The organism is Seonamhaeicola sp. ML3 (genome assembly GCF_023273855.1).
GTDB lineage: Bacteria > Bacteroidota > Bacteroidia > Flavobacteriales > Flavobacteriaceae > Seonamhaeicola.
The window spans coordinates 3367753-3393769 of record NZ_CP096884.1 but is presented as its reverse complement, the minus strand read 5'-3'; the positions used below and the strand labels follow the sequence as shown (position 1 = coordinate 3393769).

28 protein-coding genes are annotated in these 26017 nt (G+C 34.5%); 13 read left to right on the top strand and 15 right to left on the bottom strand.

Annotated elements, in window-relative coordinates; translation table 11 throughout:
• Positions 1-135 precede the first annotated feature (135 nt).
• The 6 genes from mnmA (at position 136) to M0214_RS14905 (ending at position 5377) form a co-directional block, all read left to right on the top strand.
• The gene (gene mnmA / locus M0214_RS14930; protein ID WP_248723359.1) at positions 136-1323 is read left to right on the top strand and encodes a tRNA 2-thiouridine(34) synthase MnmA; all 1188 of its coding nucleotides are present in this window, start codon (positions 136-138) and stop codon (positions 1321-1323) included.
• A gap of 160 nt (positions 1324-1483) precedes the next feature.
• Entirely contained in the window at positions 1484-2425 is a 942-nt protein-coding gene (locus M0214_RS14925) for a nitronate monooxygenase family protein (RefSeq protein ID WP_248723358.1), read from the top strand.
• 290 nt (positions 2426-2715) lie between these two features.
• Positions 2716-4089, top strand: coding sequence for an MATE family efflux transporter (locus M0214_RS14920; protein ID WP_248723357.1), 1374 nt, complete (start codon positions 2716-2718; stop codon positions 4087-4089).
• Positions 4090-4093: 4 nt separating this feature from the next.
• Positions 4094-4540 carry a hypothetical protein gene (locus M0214_RS14915; protein ID WP_248723356.1) on the top strand — a complete coding sequence of 149 codons (447 nt, stop codon included), beginning with the start codon at positions 4094-4096 and terminating at the stop codon, positions 4538-4540.
• A 16-nt stretch (positions 4541-4556) separates the two neighbouring features.
• The gene (locus M0214_RS14910) at positions 4557-4784 is read left to right on the top strand and encodes a hypothetical protein (RefSeq protein ID WP_248723355.1); all 228 of its coding nucleotides are present in this window, start codon (positions 4557-4559) and stop codon (positions 4782-4784) included.
• A gap of 20 nt (positions 4785-4804) precedes the next feature.
• Positions 4805-5377 (top strand): phosphatase PAP2 family protein, encoded by a 573-nt coding sequence (locus tag M0214_RS14905; protein WP_248723354.1) that lies wholly within the window; start codon positions 4805-4807, stop codon positions 5375-5377.
• On the opposite strand, the gene M0214_RS14900 is transcribed toward M0214_RS14905, so the two are convergent.
• Genes M0214_RS14900 through M0214_RS14875 form a run of 6 tightly spaced genes read right to left on the bottom strand, consistent with a single transcriptional unit; the run spans position 5364 to position 10456 of the window.
• Positions 5364-6971 carry a glycosyltransferase family 39 protein gene (locus tag M0214_RS14900; protein ID WP_248723353.1) on the bottom strand — a complete coding sequence of 536 codons (1608 nt, stop codon included), beginning with the start codon at positions 6969-6971 and terminating at the stop codon, positions 5364-5366. The two genes, M0214_RS14905 and M0214_RS14900, sit on opposite strands and share 14 nt — an antisense overlap.
• A complete protein-coding gene (locus M0214_RS14895; RefSeq protein WP_248723352.1) occupies positions 6968-7588 on the bottom strand; it encodes a lipid-A-disaccharide synthase N-terminal domain-containing protein in 621 nt (206 codons plus the stop codon). Before M0214_RS14895 ends, M0214_RS14900 begins: the two co-directional genes overlap by 4 nt.
• The gene (locus M0214_RS14890) at positions 7588-8301 is read right to left on the bottom strand and encodes a glycosyltransferase (protein WP_248723351.1); all 714 of its coding nucleotides are present in this window, start codon (positions 8299-8301) and stop codon (positions 7588-7590) included. Before M0214_RS14890 ends, M0214_RS14895 begins: the two co-directional genes overlap by 1 nt.
• Positions 8302-8357: 56 nt before the next feature.
• A complete protein-coding gene (locus M0214_RS14885) occupies positions 8358-8771 on the bottom strand; it encodes a hypothetical protein (RefSeq protein ID WP_248723350.1) in 414 nt (137 codons plus the stop codon).
• Positions 8772-8797: 26 nt separating this feature from the next.
• The gene (gene meaB / locus M0214_RS14880) at positions 8798-9868 is read right to left on the bottom strand and encodes a methylmalonyl Co-A mutase-associated GTPase MeaB (protein ID WP_248723349.1); all 1071 of its coding nucleotides are present in this window, start codon (positions 9866-9868) and stop codon (positions 8798-8800) included.
• Between the two features lie 30 nt (positions 9869-9898).
• A complete protein-coding gene (locus M0214_RS14875) occupies positions 9899-10456 on the bottom strand; it encodes a DUF2911 domain-containing protein (protein ID WP_248723348.1) in 558 nt (185 codons plus the stop codon).
• 174 nt (positions 10457-10630) lie between these two features.
• On the opposite strand from M0214_RS14875, the gene M0214_RS14870 reads away from it, so the two are divergent.
• The 3 genes from M0214_RS14870 to M0214_RS14860 are packed head-to-tail and all read left to right on the top strand — an operon-like array spanning position 10631 to position 13240.
• Positions 10631-11182, top strand: coding sequence for an RNA polymerase sigma factor (locus M0214_RS14870; RefSeq protein ID WP_248723347.1), 552 nt, complete (start codon positions 10631-10633; stop codon positions 11180-11182).
• On the top strand, positions 11166-11759 hold the full coding sequence (locus M0214_RS14865; RefSeq protein ID WP_248723346.1) for a hypothetical protein: 594 nt from the start codon (positions 11166-11168) through the stop codon (positions 11757-11759). Before M0214_RS14870 ends, M0214_RS14865 begins: the two co-directional genes overlap by 17 nt.
• Before the next feature lie 11 nt (positions 11760-11770).
• Positions 11771-13240: a hypothetical protein gene (locus M0214_RS14860; RefSeq protein WP_248723345.1), complete on the top strand. Its 1470-nt coding sequence runs from the start codon at positions 11771-11773 to the stop codon at positions 13238-13240.
• Between the two features lie 31 nt (positions 13241-13271).
• On the opposite strand, the gene M0214_RS14855 is transcribed toward M0214_RS14860, so the two are convergent.
• The 9 genes from M0214_RS14855 to M0214_RS14815 all read right to left on the bottom strand — a co-directional run bounded on the left by M0214_RS14855 (position 13272) and on the right by M0214_RS14815 (position 21958).
• Entirely contained in the window at positions 13272-13952 is a 681-nt protein-coding gene (locus M0214_RS14855; protein WP_248723344.1) for a GNAT family N-acetyltransferase, read from the bottom strand.
• Positions 13953-14056: 104 nt separating this feature from the next.
• Positions 14057-14335, bottom strand: coding sequence for a pyrimidine/purine nucleoside phosphorylase (locus tag M0214_RS14850; protein ID WP_248723343.1), 279 nt, complete (start codon positions 14333-14335; stop codon positions 14057-14059).
• Positions 14328-15239 (bottom strand): tRNA (adenosine(37)-N6)-dimethylallyltransferase MiaA, encoded by a 912-nt coding sequence (gene miaA, locus M0214_RS14845; RefSeq protein WP_248723342.1) that lies wholly within the window; start codon positions 15237-15239, stop codon positions 14328-14330. The genes M0214_RS14850 and miaA overlap by 8 nt, the downstream gene beginning before the upstream one ends.
• Positions 15232-16059, bottom strand: coding sequence for an ion transporter (locus tag M0214_RS14840; RefSeq protein WP_248723341.1), 828 nt, complete (start codon positions 16057-16059; stop codon positions 15232-15234). Before M0214_RS14840 ends, miaA begins: the two co-directional genes overlap by 8 nt.
• Before the next feature lie 23 nt (positions 16060-16082).
• Positions 16083-18041, bottom strand: coding sequence for a DUF3857 domain-containing protein (locus tag M0214_RS14835; protein WP_248723340.1), 1959 nt, complete (start codon positions 18039-18041; stop codon positions 16083-16085).
• Positions 18041-19408 carry an exonuclease domain-containing protein gene (locus tag M0214_RS14830; protein ID WP_248723339.1) on the bottom strand — a complete coding sequence of 456 codons (1368 nt, stop codon included), beginning with the start codon at positions 19406-19408 and terminating at the stop codon, positions 18041-18043. The genes M0214_RS14835 and M0214_RS14830 overlap by 1 nt, the downstream gene beginning before the upstream one ends.
• A 30-nt stretch (positions 19409-19438) precedes the next feature.
• On the bottom strand, positions 19439-20107 hold the full coding sequence (locus M0214_RS14825) for a YggS family pyridoxal phosphate-dependent enzyme (protein WP_248724977.1): 669 nt from the start codon (positions 20105-20107) through the stop codon (positions 19439-19441).
• Positions 20107-20997 carry a 3-hydroxybutyryl-CoA dehydrogenase gene (locus M0214_RS14820; RefSeq protein WP_248723338.1) on the bottom strand — a complete coding sequence of 297 codons (891 nt, stop codon included), beginning with the start codon at positions 20995-20997 and terminating at the stop codon, positions 20107-20109. The genes M0214_RS14825 and M0214_RS14820 overlap by 1 nt, the downstream gene beginning before the upstream one ends.
• A 1-nt stretch (position 20998) precedes the next feature.
• Positions 20999-21958 carry a Gfo/Idh/MocA family protein gene (locus M0214_RS14815; RefSeq protein WP_248723337.1) on the bottom strand — a complete coding sequence of 320 codons (960 nt, stop codon included), beginning with the start codon at positions 21956-21958 and terminating at the stop codon, positions 20999-21001.
• A gap of 161 nt (positions 21959-22119) precedes the next feature.
• Between M0214_RS14815 and M0214_RS14810 the strand changes: the two genes are divergently transcribed.
• The 4 genes from M0214_RS14810 (at position 22120) to M0214_RS14795 (ending at position 26017) form a co-directional block, all read left to right on the top strand.
• On the top strand, positions 22120-22761 hold the full coding sequence (locus M0214_RS14810; protein WP_248723336.1) for a protein-L-isoaspartate(D-aspartate) O-methyltransferase: 642 nt from the start codon (positions 22120-22122) through the stop codon (positions 22759-22761).
• Between the two features lie 153 nt (positions 22762-22914).
• Entirely contained in the window at positions 22915-23424 is a 510-nt protein-coding gene (locus tag M0214_RS14805) for a DUF3124 domain-containing protein (protein WP_248723335.1), read from the top strand.
• Position 23425: 1 nt separating this feature from the next.
• Positions 23426-24040, top strand: a complete 615-nt coding sequence (locus M0214_RS14800) for a MarC family protein (protein WP_248723334.1) — start codon at positions 23426-23428, stop codon at positions 24038-24040.
• A 513-nt stretch (positions 24041-24553) separates the two neighbouring features.
• Complete coding sequence (locus tag M0214_RS14795; RefSeq protein WP_248723333.1) at positions 24554-26017, top strand: arginine decarboxylase; 1464 nt, start codon at positions 24554-24556, stop codon at positions 26015-26017.

Genomic DNA, 26017 nt, shown 5'->3' with positions numbered 1-26017 from the left:
AACAAATTTTGTTTCATAAAAAAATGTAAAAATTAAACAAAATATCTTTTTTTGTGTATTTCATCGATGTTTTTACTGTTCATATAAGTTTGGTTTTTGTTTATCTTTGCACTCTTAAATTACGTATCAAGGTATATGAAAAGGGTGGTTATCGGACTTTCTGGTGGTGTAGATTCCAGTGTTGCTGCATATCTTCTTAAGCAAGAGGGCTATGAGGTGATAGGTTTATTCATGAAAAACTGGCATGATGATTCTGTTACAATCTCAAATGAGTGTCCTTGGCTAGACGATAGTAACGATGCTATGCTAGTTGCCGAAAAACTCGGTATTCCCTTTCAAACAGTAGATTTAAGCGAACAATACAAGGAACGTATAGTAGATTACATGTTCAACGAATACGAGAAGGGAAGGACCCCAAACCCAGATGTGCTCTGCAATAGGGAAATTAAGTTTGATGTATTTATGAATATCGCATTAGAGCTTGGTGCAGACTATGTCGCTACAGGTCATTATTGTAGAAGAGGTGTAGTTGAAAAAGAGGGTAATGAGGTGTATCGATTACTTGCTGGGGTTGACAATAATAAAGACCAATCGTATTTTCTGTGTCAGTTATCTCAAGAGCAATTGTCTAAAGCATTATTTCCCATTGGGGAATTGACTAAGCCAGAGGTTAGGGATATTGCCAATAAAATTGGATTAATAACAGCCGATAAAAAAGATTCTCAAGGCCTTTGTTTTATAGGCAAAGTGAAGTTACCCGATTTTTTACAGCAACAACTAAAACCTAAAGAGGGAATTATTGTCGAGATTCCTAAGGAACAAGATGTATTTAATCAAGAACAACCAGAATTTACTTCAGAAGAAGATAGGTTACTATTTCTATCCAAAAAAATTGAATACAAACAGAACTTGGGTAAAGTAGTTGGTAAACATCAGGGTGCTCATTACTTCACCAAAGGTCAACGCAAAGGATTGGCTGTTGGTGGTACCGCAGAACCTTTGTTTGTTATTGATACCGACGTTGAAGAAAACGTTATTTACACTGGTCAAGGTAAATCTCATCCTGGATTGTTAAAAAAAGCACTATTTGTATCTAATGACGAATTGCATTGGATTCGTGAAGATATGGCTTTAGAAGTTGATGCTACTTTACAAGTTGAAGCTAGGATTAGATATAGACAACCGCTTGAAAAAGCAACATTACATAAAGTAGATTCTGGTTTGTATGTTGAATTTGAAGATTATCAGTCTGCTATCACAGAAGGGCAATTTGTCGCTTGGTACATCAATGACGAACTTTTAGGCTCTGGAGTTATTTCTTAGAGAAACTCAATTTTGAAACCTTACGGGTACTTTAAAATTGTATGCTAAACTAATTCTTTATAGGTACAGGGTCTCATATTGTCTAAAATGTAATTCAAACTTTACTGATATTTATCTACTACTTAGAGGTGTTTCATTTCAAAAATATCTATTTTTAGATATGCCAAATAAAATAACCAAACTCTTCAATATTAAATTTCCTATTGTCCAAGCCGGAATGGTTTGGAATAGTGGTTGGCGTCTAGCCTCGGCAGCCAGTAATTCAGGGGTCTTAGGTTTACTTGGGGCAGGGTCCATGTATCCAGAAGTACTCAGGGAACATATTCAAAAATGTAAAAAAGCGACAGGTAAACCTTTTGGGGTGAACGTGCCTATGTTATACCCCAATATCCAAGACATTATGGATATCATAGTAGAGGAAGATGTGAAGATTGTATTCACCTCTGCAGGAAATCCTAAAACTTGGACAACATGGTTACAAGACCAGGGTATAGTTGTTGTACATGTAGTGAGTAGCTTAAAGTTTGCATTAAAAGCTCAAGAAGCAGGAGTTGATGCCATTGTGGCTGAGGGTTTTGAGGCCGGAGGTCATAATGGGCGAGATGAAACAACAACCTTGTCTCTTATTCCTATGGTCAAAGAGCAAATTAAAATCCCAATAATAGCTGCAGGAGGTATAGCAACTGGAAGGGCCATGTTGGCAACTATGGTTTTAGGTGCCGATGGTGTGCAAATAGGAAGTAGGTTTGTGGCCAGTACTGAAAGTTCTGCTCACCAAGCATTCAAACAAGTTGTAGTAAACGCTAAAGAAGGGGATACCCAGCTTACGTTAAAGGAACTTGCGCCAGTAAGGTTGATAAAAAATACGTTTTTTAACCAGGTACAGGAATTATACAAAAAGGGAACTACCGTAGAGGAACTAAAAGCGCTATTGGGACGTGCCAGAGCAAAAAAAGGTATGTTCGAGGGTGATTTAGAAAATGGAGAACTCGAAATTGGTCAAGTGTCTGGACTTATAAACGACATTAAACCAGTGGCTCAAATAGTAGAAGATATAATGATTGAGTTTGAACTTGCTAAAAAAGAAGTACAGGGACTATAGTTAATTTCACTCACAAAAAAAGGAGGAATAAAATCCTCCTTTGTTATTTCGAAACGGTTGGGCATTAATTTTCAATCCCTAATAAAATAAAGACCAGTTGTTTCTATATATCGCAACTATGAGTTAGTTACGATTGTATCGTTACAATTTCTTTACAAAACAAAATTAAAAAAATAAATGCTTCAAAATCTGAAAGTTACTTCAAGTTATCAACATATTTCATAGGTTTTGAGACCTATATGTTAGTTTCCATGACGTTTTAATAACTATTGAAAGGTTACCTTTGTGTAATGCATATTAAAAGCTATACCAAAGAGTTTAAATACAATTGGCAATTGGCTGCCCCTGTCATGTTAGGTATGTTAGGGCATACCTTTGTTGGTTTTGTAGATAACATAATGGTTGGCCAACTGGGAACTGCTGAGTTAGCCGCCGTTTCTTTGGGTAATAGTTTTATGTTTATTGCAATGTCTATTGGTATTGGTTTTTCAACGGCCTTAACACCATTAGTGGCAGAAGCCGATGGAGAAGACAATTTTCAAAAGGGGAAATCGTCTTTTAAGCATGGTTTGTTTTTATGTACGGTGTTAGGTATATCGCTCTTCTTGTTGGTGTATTGTGCTAAGCCACTTATGTATTTTATGAAACAGCCTGTAGAGGTTGTGGAACTAGCAATGCCTTATCTTAATTTAGTAGCTATTTCTTTAATACCTCTAGTCGTTTTTCAGGCTTTTAAGCAGTTTGCAGATGGGCTTTCAATGACAAAATACCCCATGTATGCTACACTTGTCGCTAATATAATTAATGTTTTATTGAATTATGTATTGATTTTTGGAATGTTTGGGTTTCCAAAATTAGGAATCGTGGGTGCTGCTTATGGTACTATGATTTCAAGATGTGTTATGGTAATTTATCTTTGGTATTTGCTAAAAGGTAGAGATAAGTCTCGGGCTTACGTAACTAAAATAAAATTACTTGTACTTGAAAAATCCATGATCAAAAAGGTATTGAGTTTAGGAGCACCAAGTGCGATGCAAATGCTATTTGAAGTGGCTATTTTTACCGCAGCCATTTGGTTAAGTGGGTTACTTGGTAAAAATCCACAGGCAGCAAATCAAATAGCGCTAAATCTTTCCTCAATGACTTTTATGGTGGCTATGGGCCTTAGCGTCGCTTCTATGGTAAGAGTAGGTAATCAAAAAGGGTTGAAAAAGTACAGTGAACTTCGCAGGATAGCATTTTCTTTATTTTTAATGGGAACTTTATTAGCGTTCGTATTTGCAATTCTTTTCTATGCATTTCATAGTGTTTTGCCCAAACTATATGTAGATTTTAATGATGTCAAGAATCTAGCAGATAATACCGAAGTGGTAGCCATTGCCTCAAAACTTCTTTTGGTAGCTGCAGTTTTCCAAATTAGTGATAGCATTCAGGTCATTGTACTAGGAGCATTAAGAGGTTTACAGGATGTTAAGATTCCAACACTTATTACATTTATTTCATATTGGTTAGTTGGTTTTCCTGTGAGTTGGTTTTTAGGTAAGTCAGAAACCTATGGCAGTCTTGGGATTTGGTTTGGCTTATTGGCTGGACTTTCTACAGCAGCCATTTTATTGTATATTCGGTTTCATTATTTAACAAAAAAACTAATTAATCGAACCTAATTTTATGAGTTTACTGAGGTCAATTGATAAAGTTTTAGCAGCTTTTGGAAACATTAGGGCTATGGAAAGGACACATGTAGATACTTTTACTGAAAATCTGATATCTAATATAAAAGGCAATAAGATTGCAGAATCGGAATACGGACAGCTTTTCGTTTCATTTCAAAATTTAGCTAATTATGAGTTTCTTGATGTTACCGTATTGAGTGCAACTAATATCAAGACCTTTAAAAGGGGTAGTTTAACCTTTCTTTCAGGAGATAATGAAACCATATTCTTATCTGATACCCAAGAGATTGAATCAAACAATTCTAATGTGTCTAAACGATGGATGACAAAAATTAGTTTTGTAATTGGGGATGGTGATAAAGACATGATAGTCGATAAAAAATTTGATAAGGTATTTTTAAAGTTTAAAAAGAAGACTTTACCTTTGAATAAATGTGATTAATAGAAAAAAAACAAAAATGACGCTTCCAAAATTCATTCTAGGCGATAATTCTGAATTTCCTAATGCTATCTATGTTATTCATACTGAATTTCCTAGGTTTATTATCAACCTAGAAAACGATGACGTGGAATGGTTTGAGGACTTTGATGCCGAAGACCAAAAGGAACTGGAAACCGAAACCGAAAATGCCATTAAACTAGCTACAGAGTTCTATGACAATGAGATAGCTGGATACGAAGAATAAAATCCTGAAACTATTTAAATATGCTTGAAAAGATTTTAGCTTACGATACCGAGTTATTCCTTTATCTAAACAACTTAGGAACTGAATCTTGGGATTGGCTTTGGCTCGGAATTACCAATAAATGGATTTTTGGGCCATGTTTGGGTGTGTTGCTATTGTTTTTATTCCAAAGAAAGTTTGGGTGGAAAGCTGTATTGATTTTAATAGTAACGGCTGCCTTAATGATTACGTTTACAGATCAGATTACTAACGTATTTAAAAGAGGTTTTGCCAGACCAAGACCTTGTGGTGAGCAAGATTTAATAGATCAAATGCGTTTTATTGCAGTGCGTTGTGGTAAATATGGCTTCTTCTCAGGGCATTCTTCCAATTCTATGGCGATTGCTATTTTTGGCGGATTGTTACTTAAAAATTACTACAAGAGACTTATTTATGTTCTAATTGTTGTTAGTCTTATTATAGCTTACAGTAGGATTTATCTCGGTGTACACTATCCTGCTGATATTGTCTGCGGACTAACGTTTGGAGTGTTTTCAGGGTATATCTTCTATAAATTAGGGAAATATGCAATGCAGAAGTTTATCGCTTCGTAAGGATAAAGTAATCGTTTTTCAGTCTACTTCTATATTTCCTTGATGATGTTTCGGTTTTATTGAGATCGTAAGTGTCAATATGCTCTAGAGTGTATTTGGTTTCTAGGTGTTTTTTATCTTTTTCAGAAAGCTCGTTTGTTAGAAGGCCAAAGGTTTTTTCTCTTATTGCTTTGTCGTGGTTATAGCTTTCTATTTTATCACCGTACAACCAAATCATTTCTGGGGAAACGTAACCTAAAGAATAAACTTTAATAGCATTATTTGTTTTTTTAATAGGATTATAGTGACTTGGGTTCTGAATTCGTGACATAGGCAAAGCAAACACACATATTGAAGCGACCAAAGCAACCGAGAGATAAAATACTTGTTTTAATGATTTACGCTTTAGGTGAATTAGCATAGAGACGCCAATTACAAGTAAAAACAGAGTGCTTAATATAAACCAAAACAGAATCTGTCCCTTTAAATAAGACCCTAAAAAGAACCCTAGAACCGGAAACAGTATACCAATAGAGGCAATTAAACCAAAATTGAAGTATACAGGAATAGTTTCTCGTTTGTCTCTTATCTGTTTGAAATTTTTAATAAGGTATTCAATATAAGAGCCAATGTTAAGTGCCAAAGGAATTAATACAGGCATTAAATACCTGGATTTTTTTTCTGGAATAACAGAGAGTAAAACTACAGCTGCAACAGTCCATAACAATGTAAATTTATAAGCCTTTAAGTTAGATACTCTTGTCTTTAAGTAGGGATAGAGTAAACTAATAAATGCAGGAATGGTCCATAGTCCACTTTGAGTAAAAAAGCTCCAGTAGTAATAAAATGGCCTTACATTGTAACTAGACCAGTTTCCCGTCTCTTTGTTAGCTATGGCTAAAAATGTTTCTGGATCTTCTAAACGAACATATAGATACCACCAACCACCAATACTAATAGCCAAAATTAGTAAAGAGAATATCGAAAATATTTTTACTTTAAAATTCTTGTATTTGTAGGTTAATCCATAGGCTATCAAGAAAGGAAGGAACAGCACATATAATGAAACCGGGCCTTTGCTTAAAATAGAAAGTCCTATAAAAACGCCGGATAATAGTGTGTGCTTCCAGTAATTATTAGATTTTTCAAAAAGCAAAAACAGATTATACAGCCCAAATAGCATAAAACCATGGGTAAAAATATCCCAAGGTGCTTCAATAACGATACCAATTACATAAAAGGATGTAATAGTTATTAATGCATTTATTAAAGCCTTATTTTTATTATTTATCAGTTTTAGAGTTAACAGATAATTGCTAATTCCCATGATAATAACCATTAGAATAGCAGGTAACCTGAAGGCTAGGAGGGATTTGGTGCCAAAAACAAGTGCAGATAGCGCTGCTAACCATGTTGGTAATGGAGGCTTTTGATAGCGAGGCTCTCCGTTCATGGTAGTGAGTAGCCAGTTACCATCATTTATCATTTCGCGGGCCGTAATGAAATTACGCGCTTCCATTATGGTTATGTCCAAGTAATTAAAACACGGAAGAAGAATTAAAACTACCGTTATAATAATGGTGAGGATTGGATATTTTTCTAAGCGTTTTATCATTTTGCTTTATAATGTAAAACAATATTTCTAAAGTAAATAATGGATCCTAAAACATGACCAAGCAAAAGTACAGGGTCTTTTCTGTATATGGCATATATTAAAATCAAGGCAGAACCTGTTAAACTAAGAAACCAGAAGCCTAAAGGTAGACTAGATTGCTTTTTAGCTTCAGAATAAATCCATTGGTAAACAAAACGCAGAGTAAATACCACTTGCGAAATTATACCCAACCATAACAACCAGTTTGGGATGGCTTCGTTCTTAAACAGTAAATCCCGGTCTATGATATTATTGTTGTAATAATAAAAGACAATAGCAATGGGTGTAACTATTAAAATAGAACGAACAATTACAGGTAATTTACCCCATTGTTTCTGTAAATGAAGATTACGTATGTATATAAAATAGGTGAGCGATTGCCCCAGCATAATGGCAAAATCGGCTCGTAGATAACCATAAATAAACAGTAAGAAAGAAGCAATTAAACTCAGTATCCAAAAAATAGAAGGCGTTATTACCTTTTTTTGCTTTTCAGAAGTTATCCACTGGATAATCAGTCTAGAGGAAAATAAAATTTGAGCTATAAACCCGATACTATAAACAATCCAATTGCTCATTAACCTCGTTTGGAAATTTCGTAATTAATGTATTTGCGTTTCATCCATAAATAAGCAAAACAATCGCTTAACGGACCAAGTAACCTATTCCATAACCCAAAATTTGCCTGACCAGCTATTCTAGGATAATGCCTCACAGGAATTTGAATGATTTTGCCGTTTTGAAGTAAAATCATGGCAGGTAAAAACCGATGTAATCCTCTAAACATAGGGATGCGTTGCGCAAATTCGGTTTTTATGACTTTTAATGGGCATCCGGTATCGTCCATACCATCGTGTGTAAACGCCCTTCTTATGCCGTTGGCAATCTTTGAGGACATATTTTTTACGAAAGAATCTTTTCGGTCGGCACGCACGCCAGTAACCAAATCGTATTCGCCAATATGTTCCAATAAAAGGTTGAAATCTTCTGGATTGGTCTGTAAATCAGAATCTATATACCCAACCAATTCGGTTTTGGTTTCATCAAAACCAGCTTTTATGGCAGCACTTAAACCTCTATTCTCTTTAAAAAGTATATAACTGAAGTTATCATTGCGTTTACAAATGGTTTCGATTAAACTTTGACTATTATCTTTAGAGCCATCGTTAACGAATAAGATACAAGTACGCTTTTTCGAAATTTTCGTAAATGCAGCAAGTTCTTGTTCAACACGCTCTAAATTGTCTTCTTCATTATAAACCGGAATTACAATGGTAAACTGGTAGGCCATCAATAAGAAAAATTAATTGCTGCAAAAGTATTCTTTTTATTTAAATACTTGGTAGACTAATCTTGAATACCTTCGTTAGTTCTCTTTTCAACAATAAAATCTATACCACATTCTAATTTGCCCGCTAATTTGGATTTTGGGTCTACAATTCGCCAAAACGGAGTAACATCATCACTATCTTTTCCAGATTTTAATTCTTCAAAAGCAGCTTCAGAGACTATTCTAAGAAAAATACTTGCTGTTACCGGACAGGTTTTATCTGCTTGGTATTCAATCGCTAAATCATTTCTCATAGTAGCTAAATCGCCCTTTTGTCCAAAAGGGATGCATTTTACATAGGCATCGATTATCTTGGGAGTAGCAATAAGCATTTTACTTCCTTCTGGAATATCTGCAAATCTTTTGTCGGTTGTTTTTACGATAAAGGATTTATCTACATCTCTTTTTTCAATCCAATTTTTTTTGGCCATAATTTTTACGATTTAAGCGTTAGCAATTAAAGACTCAGTAAATAATCTGCTGCAGCAAACGGGGTTGTTTTGTTATGTTCTAATAGCTCCAGTTGCTTTTTTAGTTCGGTTTTAATTTTCTCCTGATTAAAAAAACTAGACTTCAATTTTTCCTCCACAGTCTGTAGTAACCAAAACTTATCTTGTTCGTTTCGTTTGTTATTGAAATGGTTGTTTTTTGAGGTAATATCCAGGTATTCTAAAATCATACCCCAAATGGCCTCAATACCGTTATTTTCAGTAGCACTACAAACACTAACTTTTGGTAGCCAATTCGATTTTTTTTCGGGGTAGAGGTGAAGCGCTTTGTTAAACTCGGTTTTTGCAATATTGGCCGCTTCAATATTACCACCATCTGCTTTGTTTATGATTATGGCATCTGCCATTTCAATAATACCACGTTTAATGCCTTGCAATTCATCTCCTGCACCGGCAAGTTTCAATAATAAAAAGAAGTCTACCATACTATGTACGGTGATTTCAGATTGTCCGACACCTACAGTTTCAATTAAAATAACATCAAAACCTGCTGCTTCACAAAGCGTTATCGTTTCCCTTGTTTTTCGAGCCACACCGCCTAAAGTGTCTCCAGAAGCAGAAGGGCGTATAAATACATTTTCGTTTTTTGCCAAATTGACCATCCTGGTTTTATCGCCAAGTATGCTGCCTTTGGTTAGCGAACTGCTAGGGTCTACAGCTAAAACGGCCACCCGCTTTCCAAGGCTTAGGAGGTGGTTGCCAAATGCTTCTATAAAAGTGCTTTTGCCAACTCCAGGTACACCTGTAATACCAATCCTTACAGAATTATTAGCGTATGGTAAACAGGTTTTTATTAGTGCATTGGCGAGGTCTAAATGTTTAGGTTTCTTACTTTCTATAAGGGTTATAGCTTTGCTTAACGCTGTAATATCTTGAGTTAGGATTGCACTTACTAGCTCGTTTATATCAATTTTAGAGCGTCTTCTTTTTTTTAAATACTGTATAGAATCTTTGTTGGTAATTTCGGGAGAAGAAACACCTTTTGCTGTTTGAAGTGCTGATTTCTTTGATTTTGCCACGCGTTTGCAAGGGTTTCTACTAAGATAAACTTAATTTTTTAGAGGCACGGCAATTTTGGTATCGTCCCAGGCCATGGTTAAGAAGAGTTTATCGGTAGAATTATCGAATGCAATGGTAAATTGTTCTACGGTGCCTTCAATATTTTCAACCGGTACTTCAATATTAATCACATCGTAATTAGGGTCCCAAAGCGGATTCATTTCAGAATCTACACCCCATTCGTATTGCTTTGAGTTGAACATGACATTCCAAGTAGAATCTTTAGGCACCGTCCAAAGGGTATATTTTCCAACAGGTAATGTCATGCCTTTTATCTCTAGTGGTTTATTGGTCTCGAATGTGGTAGCTTCGTTGGCTCCAGTTCGCCACACTTTATTGAAAGGCACAAGTGCTCCAAAAATATCGCGTTCCTTCTTGAACGGCCTGTTGTAGAATACTTTTAGCCTTAAATCATTCAACTGAAATTTTACAGTATCTTTAGGACTCAAGCGCTTTTCAAAGATATTTTCGACAAAAACCGAATAAAGCAATAAACCTAAAGCAATAATTGAAAGGATGACCAAAGTCCGTTTTAAGAAGGCGTTCATGAAGAGAAAATTTTACGACATAAATATACTTGAAAAAGCAATGAATAGACTAAAAGCAAACGATTTTTAACGTTCTTTTGGTATTTATTCACAAAAAAAATAAGTTTTTGCAACACTTCATTTTTTTTGTCGTCTTTAGAATGAAACCTAACCTAAACCAAAAGTAGCATTTGCATGTTTCAAGTTGACATTATAGAACAATGTAAACAAAACAACAGAAAGGCACAACTGCAGTTGTACAACCAGTACTGCGATGGTATGTATATTGTTGCCAAGCGTTTTTTGAAGGATGCGAATGATGCCGAAGATGTGGTTCAAGAAGCTTTTATCAAAGCTTTCTCTAAACTAGATCAATATAAGGCAGAGGTTACTTTTGGTGCCTGGTTAAAACGTATTGTTGTTAATAAGAGTATTGACTTTATTAAATCTAAAAAGCAACAGCTTGTTGAATTAGATGATGTGCACTTAAAAGTTGTAGATACTCCCACAGACGACAAATGGTTAGTAGATGATGCTATTACATTAGATGAAGTAAAGCTTGCTATAAATAGACTGCCGGATAAATATCAATATGTGGTGATGTTGTATTTAATAGAAGGTTATGATCATCAAGAAATATCAGAGATTTTAAATATTTCTGAAGTAGCATCTAGAACGCAATTATCTAGAGGAAAAGTAAAGTTACAGGAGCTGTTAAAACTAAAAAATTATGGCACAGGATATTAGAGACTTGTTCAAGAACGAAAAAGTATCGCACGAGAAAATGCCACAACATCATCAAGACCGTTTTTTAAAGCGATTGGATGAGGCATTTCCAGAGAAAAATACCTCAACTTCAAATTATGTTTGGATGCGAGTGGCGGCAAGTATTGTGTTGCTCATTGGCTTAAGTTTTGGAGCCTATAAGTTTATTAACCCGAACACCTCTGGTATTGAAGAAACGCAAACAATTGTTAATTCAGAATCTACTGTAGCAACCAAAACTTTGGGGGATATTTCACCCGGGTTAAAAAAGGTTGAAGATTATTATTTGGCGAGTATTAATTTAGAATTATCTAAAATAAAGTACAGCCCAGAGAATAAAGACCTTTTTGATGGATACATAGAACAGTTGGCAGAGTTAGATACAGAGTATAAAAAATTATCAAAAGAGCTAACTAATTCTGTGCCAAGTGAGTTAACGGTTAATGCTTTAATCGATAATTTAAAGTTGCGTTTAAATTTATTATACAGATTAAAATCTCAATTAGAAGAATTAACGCCTTCCGAAGTAGGGACCGAGGAGGTAAAACAAATCTCTTAAACAATCAAGAAATGAACAAATCAATAATAAAAATTAAACTCTTAGCTATCTTCTTTTTTATGGTTGGTAATGTGGTTGCACAGAAACAGACTAAAGTGTCGCAATCCATAAATGTGGATAAAGATGTTACCATAGATTTAAACACAAGTCATTGCAATTTGATCTTTGATACCTGGAATAAAGATGTCGTGGAAATCGAGGCTTACATTGAAGGAGAAGACTTGAGTGAAGAGGAACTCAAAGAGGCTGTAAAACATTGGAAATTAGATGTAAATGCTACCAATACTGAAGTAAAGATAAGTAGTGGTGCTGGAACTGTTCACAGTAGTACTTATCTAGTGAATAGTGACTTGGCCGATGTTAATACTATATTGAAAGAGTTGAAACTGGAAATTGCCGATTTGCCAGAAATTAAATTTGCAGAAAAAATTGTAATACCCGAATTGCCAGAAATGCCAGAGTTACCTGAACTTCCTGAGTTACCAAAGAATGTTGAGAGTATTAACTTTGATTATGAGGCTTACCAGAAAGATGGCGAGAAGTACCTCAATGAATACCAAAAACGAGTAGACAAAGTTTTTGGTGAAGACTACTCCAAAAAAATGGAAGCCTGGGGAAAGAAATTTGGTGAATTATGGGAAGAAAAGTATGGTAAGAAAATGGAAGAATGGGCCAAAAAGTTTGAAGAAAAATGGGATAGTGAGGAATTTGAAAAGAAAATGGAAGCTTGGGGAGTTCGTTTTGCTGAGCAAATGGAGCAGCAGGCTGAAAACCTTGAAGAAAGAAAAGAGGCTTTGGAAAAAGCTATGGAGGAAAGAAATAAAGCCATTAAAGAACGACAGAAGAGTACTAATAATCGTAGGGTGTACGTTAAGAAGCTAACCAATAAGGGAGTGAGTTCTAAAGTTATAAAGACCATACGCATTAAAATGCCAAAAAAAGCAAAGCTAAAGGTAAACGTTAAACACGGTGAGGTAGAGTTTGCCTCGACAGTAGATAATTTAAAAGCAGATTTGGCATATACTAAATTCATAGCAAATAGCATTAATGGAGGTTTAACTTCCATTAATGCTTCTTATTCTCCTGTATTTGTGACACATTGGAATTTGGGTGAACTTAATTTAAAGTATACTAAACAGGTTGAACTCAATAACGTAAAGCATTTGGTGTTAAATTCTAGTTCTTCTAATATTACTATCGATAATTTATTAGGTAATGTCATCATCGACAGCAATATTGGAGATATAAACGTTAGAAATCTTAGTGATTCTTTCACCAACTTAAACGTTATTGTTCAGAACTGTGATGCAACAATATCGCTTCCCAAAACAAATTATAGCTTACAGTATAAAGGAGACCGGTCTAGATTTAGTCATCCTAACAAAGCGCAGGGAAATGTGGCTACTTTTTCAACTGGAGATTTTAGTAGTGATAAGAGTATTGTTGTCAATGCCAAATACAGCAATATTACCATGAAATAAGATTTACCTTGGAGCTCCCCTTGTATAGTGCCTACTTACTAATTAGCCAATACTGCATTTTTCTTCGCTCTGTAAACCCTAATGTCTTGTAAAGTTGTATTGGTCCTAAATTGGTTTCGTCTACATGCAAAAACGGCACTTTACGATCTTCAAATATTTTTTTAACTGCATAGGTAATTAACTGCTTGGCATAACCCTTTCCTGTATGTTCGGGGTGTGTGGCTACCGCACTAATTTCGGTAAAATTATTAGTTTGCATACGTTCACCGGTTACCGCCACCAACAGGTTGTTTTTATAAATACCATAATAACGACCCAAGAGATTGGTTTTCTTTTTAAAGAAATGCGGATAAACCAAACTAATCAAGTCTATTAAGTCGTTGTAATGCGCTTCATTTAATTCTATGATATCTTCCGAAATGGGGTGTTCAATTTCATTGTAGATTATCATTTGCAACCCTACATGTTTTTTTGGAGGTCTAAACGAAGAAGGGATTATGGGTTTATTGCCAACAATGAAAAAGGTATCCAATAATTTGGCATGTTTCTCTATGGCTGCGCTAGTATCTTCACCATTTACGAAAGCCCCAAATGGTGTGAAATCTGGATGATAAAACTTTACATTTCCGTAGTCAATACATTCATTATGATGCGTATCGGTTAATGAAGACCAAACAGGATTATCTAGTGGTGTTTCCGGATAAGGTTTCATGGTTTTTGTTTTTACCAAAGACAGAAGACCAAATTATTATTGCATTTCAGAATTATCTTTGCTTTGGTCTTCTGTCATTTATAGTTGATCACAGATGATCTGTCTTACTCGTATCTACACAAATAAGAAGAATCTTCTAGAACGTATACCTTAAAAGTGATTCCAGAAGGGATTTCACAAGATTCCCATACACCATAAGATTTTTTTTCTTCACCTGGAAGTTCTAACTCCCACTTTCCGGAGGTTAGTGTCATCCATTCTTTTGATTCGGTGTTGAATTCGTAAGTTCCCTGTAATAAAACACCAGCGGTAAAATTACCTTGCGAGTTGTTTAGTCCAAGTGATTTTACATTACCTTCAAAATATTCATTTACTTTAATCATGTTCAATGTTTTCTTTAATGTTTTGTATAATTTCTTTAGTTTCGGTTAAATAGTCAAACCAGATGGTTTCTTCATTTTTCTTGAACCATGTAAGCTGACGTTTTGCAAACCTACGCGTATTTTTTTTGATTTCAGAAATAGCAAAATCCAACGACCACTCGTTATCAAAATATTTGAATATTTCTTTGTAGCCAACCGTATTCAGGGCGTTTAAATCTTTATACGGAATTAAAGTTCTAACTTCTTCTAATAACCCTTCATTTACCATAATATCTACGCGTTTGTTTATTCTATCGTAGATAATCTCTCTATTTGCTGTAAGCCCGATGGTTATTGTTTTAAATTTTCGTAGGTTTTTAATTTTATTCAAAAAAGAGGCGTATGGTTTGCCTGTACCAATACAGATCTCCAGTGCTCTAATTACCCTATGCGGATTGTCTATGGCAATGGTATTGTAAGATGTATGGTCTAATTCCTTCAGTTGCTTTTGTAACGCCGTTAAACCTTCGTTTTTTAATTGCTCATTTAATTGTTCTCTTATGTTGGAATCTACATCTGGAAAATCGTCTAAACCTTTGGTAATGGCATCAACATATAAACCTGAACCACCAACCATAATAACGATATTGTGTGTTTTAAAGAGAGCGTCCAGCTTATTGATAGCATCCTTTTCAAAGGCGCCAACACTATAATTTTCATGAATCGATTTATGATGTATAAAATGGTGTGGTGCAGCACTTAGTTCTTCGAGAGTGGGAGCTGCTGTACCAATTTGCATTTCTTTGTAAAATTGACGAGAATCTGCCGAGATGATTTCTGTATCAAAATAGTTTGCCAGCTTAATACTCAAAGCTGTTTTGCCAATTGCTGTAGGCCCAACAATAGATATTAGGAATTTAGTCATTTAGTTTATGGCCACAATTATGGCAGAATTGAGCATTTTTTAAGTGGTTTTCGGCTAAGCAATTATTACAAGTTTTAGAACTTGTAGAGGGTTTGTTCTTGTTTTGTGCCGAATATTCAGCAGATACAATCCCAGTAGGTACTGCTATAATACCGTAACCTAAAATCATGATTAATGAAGCTATAAACTGACCAACAGGGGTTTGTGGGGCAATATCACCAAAACCAACAGTAGTTAAAGTAACAATACACCAATAAACACTTCTAGGTATGTCTGTAAATCCATGTTCTTCACCTTCTACCAGATACATGATCGTTCCTAAAATAATGGCTATTATTATAACGGCGAAAAGGAACACCGAAATTTTAGCTCTGCTGGCTTTAATAGCATTCACTAAATTATTGGATGCCCCTAGATAACGGCCAAGTTTTAGAATTCTAAATACCCTTAACAAGCGCAAGGCTCGAAGAGCTGCCAGGGCATGTACGCCTCCAACTAATAAGGAAATATATTTCGGGATTGTAGATAAAAAATCAATAATTCCATAAAAGCTAAAAACGTATTTTAAGGGTTTTTTTACGGTTACCACCCGAAGTACATATTCTATTGTAAAGAGTATGGTGATAACCCACTCTGAAACATTAAGTATGTTATGAAATTTAGCGTCTATGCTACTTACGCTTTCAAGCATAACCAAAATTACACTTGCAATTATGGTTATTAATAAAACAACATCGAATAATTTGCCCTCAGGGGTTTCTGCCTCATAGATAATTTCATGAAGTCTCTCTTTCCAATGCTTTTTAGACGTATTACTCATATTACCCAAAAATACTAAAGAAATTACTTTTTCTTTAAAAGTAATAAAGTGTTTGTTTGTATGTCTACTATTTTGTTCATAAATGCTTTTAAATATGGATAATAAGCAGGAGGGTAAATGGCGTTTTTGAATTCTATTCTAAGAGAAAGATTTAAGTTGTTTCCAATTAGTGTGGGAGAAAAGAAAAGCTTTCCGGATTTGTTCGGTAAATTGAGGATAACAGGTTTTGGTTGGTCTACAAGCTCGTAATCATCTCCCAAATCAAGCATAAGTGTGTAATTAAAAGCATCTTTGTATCCGAAATCAATAGGATAGGTTCTTTCTTGAAGTTTAAACGGGTTTTCTGTAAAGAATTTTATAAAAAATGGATCTAAATATAGATTTTCTCCCGTGTCTTCTGGTGTATACTTTATGTTATATTCTTCTTTAAATACCGGTGAGGTTTTGGAGCTTTCTGTAGTTTTAAAATCAGAAATTTCTAGGTCATTAAAATCATTTTCGAGTTTTTCAACATAAGCAGTTTTATTTTTAAAATAAGACTTTCTGTAGTCGTAGGCATGTTTTCCTGTTATTTTAGATTTTATGGTTCCTACAATATTTTGGTTGTTATCTATTTTTAGATTGGCAGAATAATAGACATCAGACTTCTTGGGTACAATATCAAACCACTGGCTTTCTTTCTCGAAGTCTAAAAGCCTTCCGAAGTGATTAAAACATTTAAATGGAAGTTCTCCAAAGCTTAAATATTTATCGGTTGCATCTAATAAATACGTTTTACCGTCTATTGAGGCATGAACAACTAAATAATTAAAATCTAAAATAACAGGATATATTGTTGTTGGGATACCATGCTGTCTCGTAGAGATTAGTAGTGGTTTCACATCAAAACCACTTTCTTTTAAAATATTGTGGAGTAATATGTTTATTGACGATACATTGCCAGTTTTACTTTTAATTAAATCTTTTACAGATACGTCCTTAAAAATTAGATGTTTCCCATTCCAAGTGTAACTATCCTGTATGTAGTTGTAAATTTCTTGTGCTTTTTCTAAACCTTTAGGAGTATTAATTAGGTCTGTGTTTAGCAAATCTTCTAATTTTACAGATTTAGTAAGTTGTTTGCCAATATTGGGTTCTGTTTTTAGCTCTTTGTCTACATCCTTCCATTCTTTGGAGTAATCTTTTACAACACCGTAGAAGTCAGTAAATGTTTTTAATTCATATTCAATTCTCGCTAGGTAATTCTCTCTAGTAGTCATATGTTCCTCTTCCACAAAAGCAGGGATGTTTTTCATCTCGTAAACAGATTCTAAACAACTAGCGGAGGACCCATTTGGACCATCTAAGCAATCCTCTTTTACATCAGCGGTATTAGTTGTAAGTTTTTTTCCGCCAACGAGCTTAATGTTATATTCCCAAAGTCCAGGAATACTGGTTTGATATCTACTTGAGAGTGTGGGTATTTCGTGTTGAAAATGCCAAGGTTTGTATTTAAATCTGAATGGAGATTCAATGTTATAGCTATAGGTAATCACGGAACCCTCTTGAATATTTGGTAGTGTAAACTTTACGATATTATAGTTTTCATTGTGTTTTTCTTCAAAGATGTCCTTTTCGTCTAATTGATTTTTTATAACCTTACCATCTTTTAAGTTGTACGTTGTTGCTACAATATTTTTAACACGTTCATAATTACTGGAGTCGTCGTGGTAGAGGTAAATTATAACGGTGGCATGTTTTGCTCCTTCCTTGGTTAAAATTTTAAGTTTGTGTTTTTCTTCTGTTACCAGGTCATAGTCAGAATTTCGAATCCAGCTTTTACCAGCCTCATAAATGATAATAGCGTTTGCAGTAGAATCTTTTTCAAAGGTGTTCGTTTCTATGTCGGCCTGGGTTACACGGAAAGAATCTGAGTTATATTTAGTTTGTGAAAAGAGATTAAAGGTAGCTAGAAAGGCGAGCGTTAAAAAGATTTTGTTCATTAATCTTTAAATATAATTTGTTTGATTTTTTTGTTTTTTCTTAAATAACTCTGAATAATATGTTGAGTATCTCTGTTATTATTCATGGGTGTTATTATAGATTTTAAAACCTCTATATTATTAATCTGATAGTTTAAGTTGAAAAATCCTAGTCCCGTAAATATACCATTTTCGATTAAAATAGCACTACGCTCATCGATATCTCTTCCACGGTCGATTATGACCATGTTTTTGTTATGGTAACTATTTTTTTCGATTAGTAATTCAACACGCTTATTGTATAATTCGGGAGGTTCTTGTTCTACACAGGCACCGTTACAGGCTTTAACCTCGTAGTTAAAGCAACTTGATTTGGTTTTATAAAGTCCTGTGAGTTTTTGACATAAATTATAATCTTCAACAACTCTTGTAATAAAACTTTTGCCTGCTTGCCTATTAGAAAAAGTAGTTATAGGTTGCTTTCTACCGTCAGCTTTATCTATTTTAAGGTTTATATAGTTGTTTTCATCAACAAAACTGTAAAGAGCATGTGTAAATATGGTTCTTCTTAAGGCGCGATTTAAAATAGGCTTTACGCGCTTAATTTCTTCACTTTCTTTTAAAAGTGCTACCAATTCACTTCCTGTACTCTCGTAGGTAACCGCATGTACTTGGGCTTGTATTTTTTTAGATTTGGGATTGGTATTGGTAAAATGTTGGTTTATACGTTTTTTGATGTTTTTGCTCTTTCCTATGTATATAATTTCACCATCGGCTTTATGAATATAATACACTCCCGTTACGGAGGGAAGGTCTTTGATAATATCTATATGGCGAGGTTCTAACTGAAGTTTTGGATTGGCACGAACAGAATTTTTAATTATTTGTTTGTCACTGTCTTTGGCCATAAGCATTTTAAACAATTTTACTGTTGCCTGTGCATCTCCAGAGGCCCTATGTCTGTCTGAAACCGGAATACCCAGCGCTCTAACCAGTTTACCAAGGCTGTATGATTGCTGTCCCGGGATTAAGTTTTTAGAAAGTTCTACTGTACAAAGCGATTGTCTCTCGTATTCAAATCCCAACCGACTAAACTCAGTGCATAGAATGCGATAATCGAAATTTGCATTGTGGGCAACTATAATACAATCTGTGGTTATTTCAACGATACGTTTTGCAACCTCATAAAACTTAGGTGCATTACGTAGCATATTGTTGTTGATACCTGTAAGATTTACTACAAAGGGTTGGATGTCGCGTTCTGGATTTACGAGACTTATAAACTGGTCGACTACTTCGTGACCATCATATTTATAAATCGCTATTTCGGTAATGCCTTCTTCGTTATATCGTCCTCCAGTGGTTTCTATGTCTAGTATTGCGTACAAAAAAAGTTTATGCGTTTAATCGTTTTTTGTTTAATTGTAATTTCTTGCTCCAAAAATACTACTGCCAACTCTTACCATGGTGCTTTCGCAGTCTATGGCTAGTTTATAATCGCCGCTCATACCCATTGAAATGGTTTTTAGTTCGCAGTTTTCAGTTTTAATGTCTTTTAAATTCTCGAAGGTTGATTTGAGCAGTTTAAATTCTTTTTCAATTTGTTCTTGGTCATCGGTAAATGTTGCCATTCCCATAAGACCAACCACTTTTATGTTTTTTAATTCTGAAAATGCTTGAGACTCCAAAATATCTTTAGCTTCTTCAGGAATAATACCAAACTTAGAATCTTCGGAAGCTATTTTTATTTGAATTAAACAGTTGATTACCCGGTTGTGTTTCATAGCCTGTTTATTAATTTCTTCAAGCAATTTAATACTATCAACCCCATGGATTAAACTCACAAAGCTGGCCATGTACTTCACCTTATTTCTTTGAACATGCCCAATCATATGCCATTCGATATCTTTTGGCATGACATGATGTTTTTCGGCCATATCTTGAATCTTATTTTCTCCAAAGACTTTTTGGCCAGCTTGGTAGGCTTCCATTATATCACTAACCGGTTTTGTTTTGGAAACAGCAACTAGAGTAACGTGTTCAGGAAGTGTAGATTTTATATTTTGTAGGTTATCTGTTATCGACATCATTTTATAAATTGTGAGGCTACTTTTTCAGCTTTTCTACTTTCGGAATAATCATAAAAACCTTCACCTGATTTTACACCTAATTTACCAGCTTGCACCATGTTGGTCAATAAAGGACAAGGCGCATATTTGGGGTTTTTAAAGCCATCGTACATCACATTTAAAATTGAAAGACAAACATCCAGACCTATAAAGTCTGCCAGTTGTAAAGGGCCCATAGGGTGCGCCATGCCTAATTTCATCACGGTGTCGATTTCTAGAACACCTGCCACGCCATTGTAAAGGGTTTCTATGGATTCATTTAGCATGGGCATTAAGATACGATTGGCAACAAAGCCAGGGTAGTCATTAACCTCTACAGGAACTTTCCCAAGAGATTTAGAGAGTTCCATTATGGTGTTCGTAACAGCATCACTGGAATTGTAACCACGAATAACTTCAACCAATTTCATAATGGGTACTGGATTCATAAAATGCATTCCAATAACCTTTTCAGGTCTTGATGTTACTGCTGCAATTTGGGTAATGGATATAGATGATGTATTTGTTGCTAAAATGGTGTGTTGATGACAAAGGCTATCGAGTTGCTTGAATATCTTTAGTTTCAGGTCTATATTTTCAGTAGCGACTTCAACCACCAAATCTACAGTTTTTACACCTTCATTTATATCAGTAAAACTTGAAATATTACTGAGGGTTTCTTTTTTGTCTACTTCAGAAATCTTTTCCTTTGCAATCATGCGGTCCAAATTCTTGGTAATTGTGCGAAGTCCGTTTTCTAGAGCAACTTCATTGATGTCAATTAAGTTAACTTTAAACCCAGATTGTGCAAAAGTGTGTGCAATGCCATTTCCCATGGTGCCTGCACCAATAACAGCTATAATTTGCATACTAAAAACAATTAATGATTTGATTGGCAACGCGAAGTGCCTCTGTACCATCTTGGAGTGTAACCACAGGTGTTGTATTTGTGTTTATGGCATCGGCAAATGCCTCAAGCTCATCCAAAATTGCATTATTGTCTTCTATTTTAGGATTGTCAAAATAGATTTGTTTTTTTACTCCTTCGGCATTTTGTAGAATCATATCAAAATCTCCAGGGTTTTCTGGGGCGTCTTTCATTTTAACAACCTCACATTTCTTTTCCAAAAAGTCTACAGAGATATAAGCATCCTTTTGAAAGAAACGAGCTTTACGCATTTTTTTCAATGAAATTCTACTTGCCGTTAAATTGGCGACACAACCATTTTCAAACTCTATACGTGCGTTTGCAATATCTGGTGTATCACTGATTACAGAAACGCCACTGGCCGAAATATGATTCACCTTAGATTTTACTAAACTAAGAATCACATCAATATCATGAATCATAAGATCTAAAACCACGGGTACATCGGTTCCTCTGGGATTAAATTCTGCCAACCTATGGGTCTCAATAAACATAGGTGAATTGATATCATCTTTAACTGCTAAAAAAGCTGGATTAAAGCGTTCAACATGACCAACTTGTCCTCTCAAATTGTTCTCTGCTAAAAGTTCCCTTATGTGTTCGGCTTCTTCTACAGTATTGGTAATAGGCTTTTCAATAAAGATGTGTTTTCCTTTAACAATGGCCTTTTTGGCACAATCGTAATGCGATAACGTTGGTGTAACGATATCTACAACATCAACAGCATCTATAAGTTCGTCAATAGATTTGAAAAACTTGTATCCAAATTCAGCTTCTACCTTTTTACCGTTTTTTGCATCGGCATCATAAAAGCCAATAAGATTGTATTTATGGGATTGATTTAGAAGTCTTAAGTGAATTTTTCCAAGGTGGCCCGCACCTAGTACACCAGCATTTAGCATAATAATATGGTTTTCAACAAAAGTACGTGAATTTAGTGATTTTTTGCTAATACTTTGGTGTTGAAATAGCGTTAAAAATAGCCTAATACCAAATTCTCTTCTAAATAATTTTAAGCTTTGAAATGTTTGACTAATTTTAGGCTGAAAAACTTCACTAACCATTGAAAGATACATTTAAACACAAGGGCTTAAGGCAGCAGTTGGTTAACGTTATAAAAGCCAAAGGAATAGCAGATGAAAACGTATTAAGGGCCATTGGTAATATACCAAGACACTTGTTTATGGATTCTAGTTTTTTGGATCATGCTTACCAAGATAAAGCCTTTCCCATAGCTGCTGACCAAACCATTTCGCAGCCCTATACAGTGGCTTTTCAATCAGAATTACTACAAGTAAAACGAGGTGATAAAGTTTTAGAAATAGGTACGGGAAGTGGCTACCAATGTGCTGTATTGTGTGAATTAGGCGCTAAAGTTTATAGTATTGAACGTCAGCAAGAACTGTTTAAAAAAACAAGTAAGTTTTTATCGAAAATAGGCTACAGGCCCAAAAAACTTGTTTTTGGTGATGGTTATAAAGGTTTACCAGAAGAAGCCCCTTTCGATAGTATTATTGTAACTGCCGGAGCGCCATTTGTGCCAAAGCCTTTACTAAGTCAATTAAAGGAGGGGGGAAGATTAGTAATCCCCGTTGGAAATGACGTGCAAACCATGACACTTTTTATCAGAAAAGGACCAAAAGAGTTCGAACAGCATGAATTTGGTGATTTCAGGTTTGTACCCATGTTAGAGGATAAGAATTAAAAAACTGTAACTCGAATAGCGACAACATAAAATTATTGTATTTATAATGTTCGTTATAGAGATTTATGTTTTTTAGTCTAATTTACCGAGGCTGGTTTTTATTTTTTCTAAAAGACCTATATTTATAAAGATTATATGTGCAAAATCATCAATATGAGATACCTTATAATATTAATTTTATTGTTTTTTATTGGATGCAAAGAAAAACAAGTACAGCCTGAATTTAGCATAGACAAAGAAAACTGGGTAAAGCGGAAAGTTGATATTTCTAAATTAGATTCCCTTAATCATGGGAAATCTTATCTATCGGTGTATTCCCAAATCTACAGTTTTTCTCAAAAGAAAAAGTATAATTTAACAGGCATGGTTAGCTTACGAAATGTGAGTGAAAAAGATACCATTTATCTCCTAAGAGCAGACTATTTTAATACCGAGGGCGAAAACATTAGAACTTATTTCGATTACCCAATCTATATGTCTCCAATGGAAACTCTAGAGATTGTAATAGCCCAAGCCGATATTGAGGGTGGTACCGGGTCAAATTTTCTATTTGAGTGGAAAACACCAAAGTCTTGTCCAGAACCACTTTTTGAAGGTGTTATGAATTCTATGCAAGGTACACAGGGTATTTCGTTTACAACGCATTCAAGGCGCATTAAGTAGTATGGCAGAGTTAGCGGCAACTTTTTTCTTTTTATTTGCGGTTATGGATCCCATTGGGTCGGTACCCGTATACTTGGAGGCAACTCGTGATTTTGATGGATGGCACAAAAGAAAAATAGCTATAAGAGCTTCTGTTTTAGCGTTTTTAATTTTGTTGTTTTTCATTATTGTCGGTCAGCTTATTTTTGAGGGAATGGATGTATCTCTTGATGCCTTTCAGGTGTCTGGAGGGGTTATCTTGTTTTTGTTTGCACTCACAATGATTTTTGGAGATGGTAAGCCAGAACGGGAAAAGAATAGAATTACAGACTACAGACATGTTACAGTCTTCCCTTTAGCTATCCCCTCTATAGCTTCTCCTGGAGCTATTATGGCAGTTGTTATTTTAACAGATAATAATCTCTATACTCTTGAGCAACAGGCAATAACAACATTTTTAGTATTGGTTGTTATATTTTTAACCGCTCTTATATTATTAATAGCCAATAAAGTGCAAAAAATAATAGGCGATTACGGGATTACTGTAATTAGTAAAATTATGGGCCTAATTCTGGCTTCTTATGCAGTTCAAAGTATAATGACAGGAATAAAAAGTTACTTTATAACTACACTTTAGGCGTTTTTCCTGAATACCTTTGACTTAAAGTTTGTGTATTTTTAGCCATAATTTTATATTAAAACCAGGGTTATAAAATTAGTTATGTTTTTATAATGCTGATATTCAGTTATTTAAACAAGGTTTTCTTAGGTGGTACAATAAAAAAAACCGAAGTAAAAAAATATATAAAAATACTTGTTTATTAAATATTTTGTTTTTCATTTGCACTAGAAATTTTTTACCATAGGAACTTTTTAGCTGAACAAAGTGAGACCTGTTTTTACGTTCGGGCTTTTGAAAATTAGGAAGTCAAATTCAAAAGCTGCTTATGGTGTAAGCATCCGAAATTTAGAGCTAACTTCCGTTAACTTCTTATTGTTCATAAACCAAATTTTATTTGGTTTTATGCCTACTACGGTTAATCAAATACGTATTTGATAACATTTCTTTTTTGATTTTTTTTAATTGATGAGCTTGTCTTTTCAATAAGCTCTTTACACCTTAATTTCTTCAAAATAGAATTTTATTATAATGAATACTAAATATATTGATTTAATCAATCAGACATTCGATTTTCCTCAACCAGAATTTGAGTTAGAAAACAACCAATTATTTTTTCATGACATTGACTTAAATAAATTAGTTGAGGTTTATGGAGCACCATTAAAATTTACCTATTTGCCACAAATATCAAACAATATTAATAGAGCAAAAAAGTGGTTTGAAAAAGCATTTGTAAAACATAATTATCAAGGTGTTTACAATTACTGTTATTGTACCAAAAGTTCTCATTTCAAACATATTTTAGATGAAGCTTTGAAGAACAATATTCATATAGAAACATCGTCAACTTTTGATATTGATATTGTTGAGCACCTAAAGAAAACAGGTAAAATAAATAATGACACTTATGTTATTTGTAATGGTTTTAAAAGAGAGCAATATATTACCAATATTGCCAGGCTCATTAACAACGGTCACAAAAATTGCATTCCGGTAATAGACAATTATGAGGAGATAAACCTTCTAACCAACGAGATAAACGGCAAGTTTGATATTGGTATTAGGATAGCCTCTGAGGAAGAACCAAAATTTGAATTTTACACATCGCGTTTGGGGATTGGGTATAAAAATATTGTACCATTCTATAACGCCGAAATAAAAGACAATCCCAAGGCCAATCTTAAAATGCTCCATTTCTTTATCAATACTGGTATAAGAGATAATGCGTACTATTGGAACGAGCTTTTAAAATGTTTAAAAGTATATATCAGTTTAAAAAAGGTTTGTCCGTCATTGGATAGTTTAAATATAGGGGGCGGATTCCCAATAAAAAACTCATTGGCCTTTGATTTTGACTATGAATACATGGTTGATGAAATTGTAAACCAAATTCAGCAAGCTTGTGAAGAAGAAGGCGTGGATGTTCCAAACCTATTTACCGAATTTGGAAGCTTTACCGTTGGTGAAAGTGGTGGCGCTATCTACGAAGTGTTATATCAAAAACAACAAAACGATAGAGAGAAGTGGAATATGATAAACTCCTCATTCATTACCACACTTCCTGATACATGGGCCATAAACAAACGTTTTGTAATGCTGCCAATTAATAGATGGGATAGTTCTTATGAGCGAGTATTATTAGGCGGTTTAACTTGCGATAGCGATGATTACTATAATAGTGAGCAACATATCAATGCTATTTATTTACCAAAGTATGATAAAGATAAACCGCTATATGTTGGCTTTTTTAATACGGGGGCGTATCAAGAAACCATAGGAGGTTTTGGAGGTTTGCAACATTGCTTAATACCCAATCCTAAGCACATACTAATAGATAAAGATGAGCAAGGAAATATCTTAACCACACTTTTTAAAGAACAACAAAAGAGTGAAGATTTATTGGAAATCTTAGGTTACAAAAAAGAGCCTTTATTAGAAGAAAATATTGAAATTTTAGAAACAGAAAACGATTTGCATTTAGCAGGTAAATAA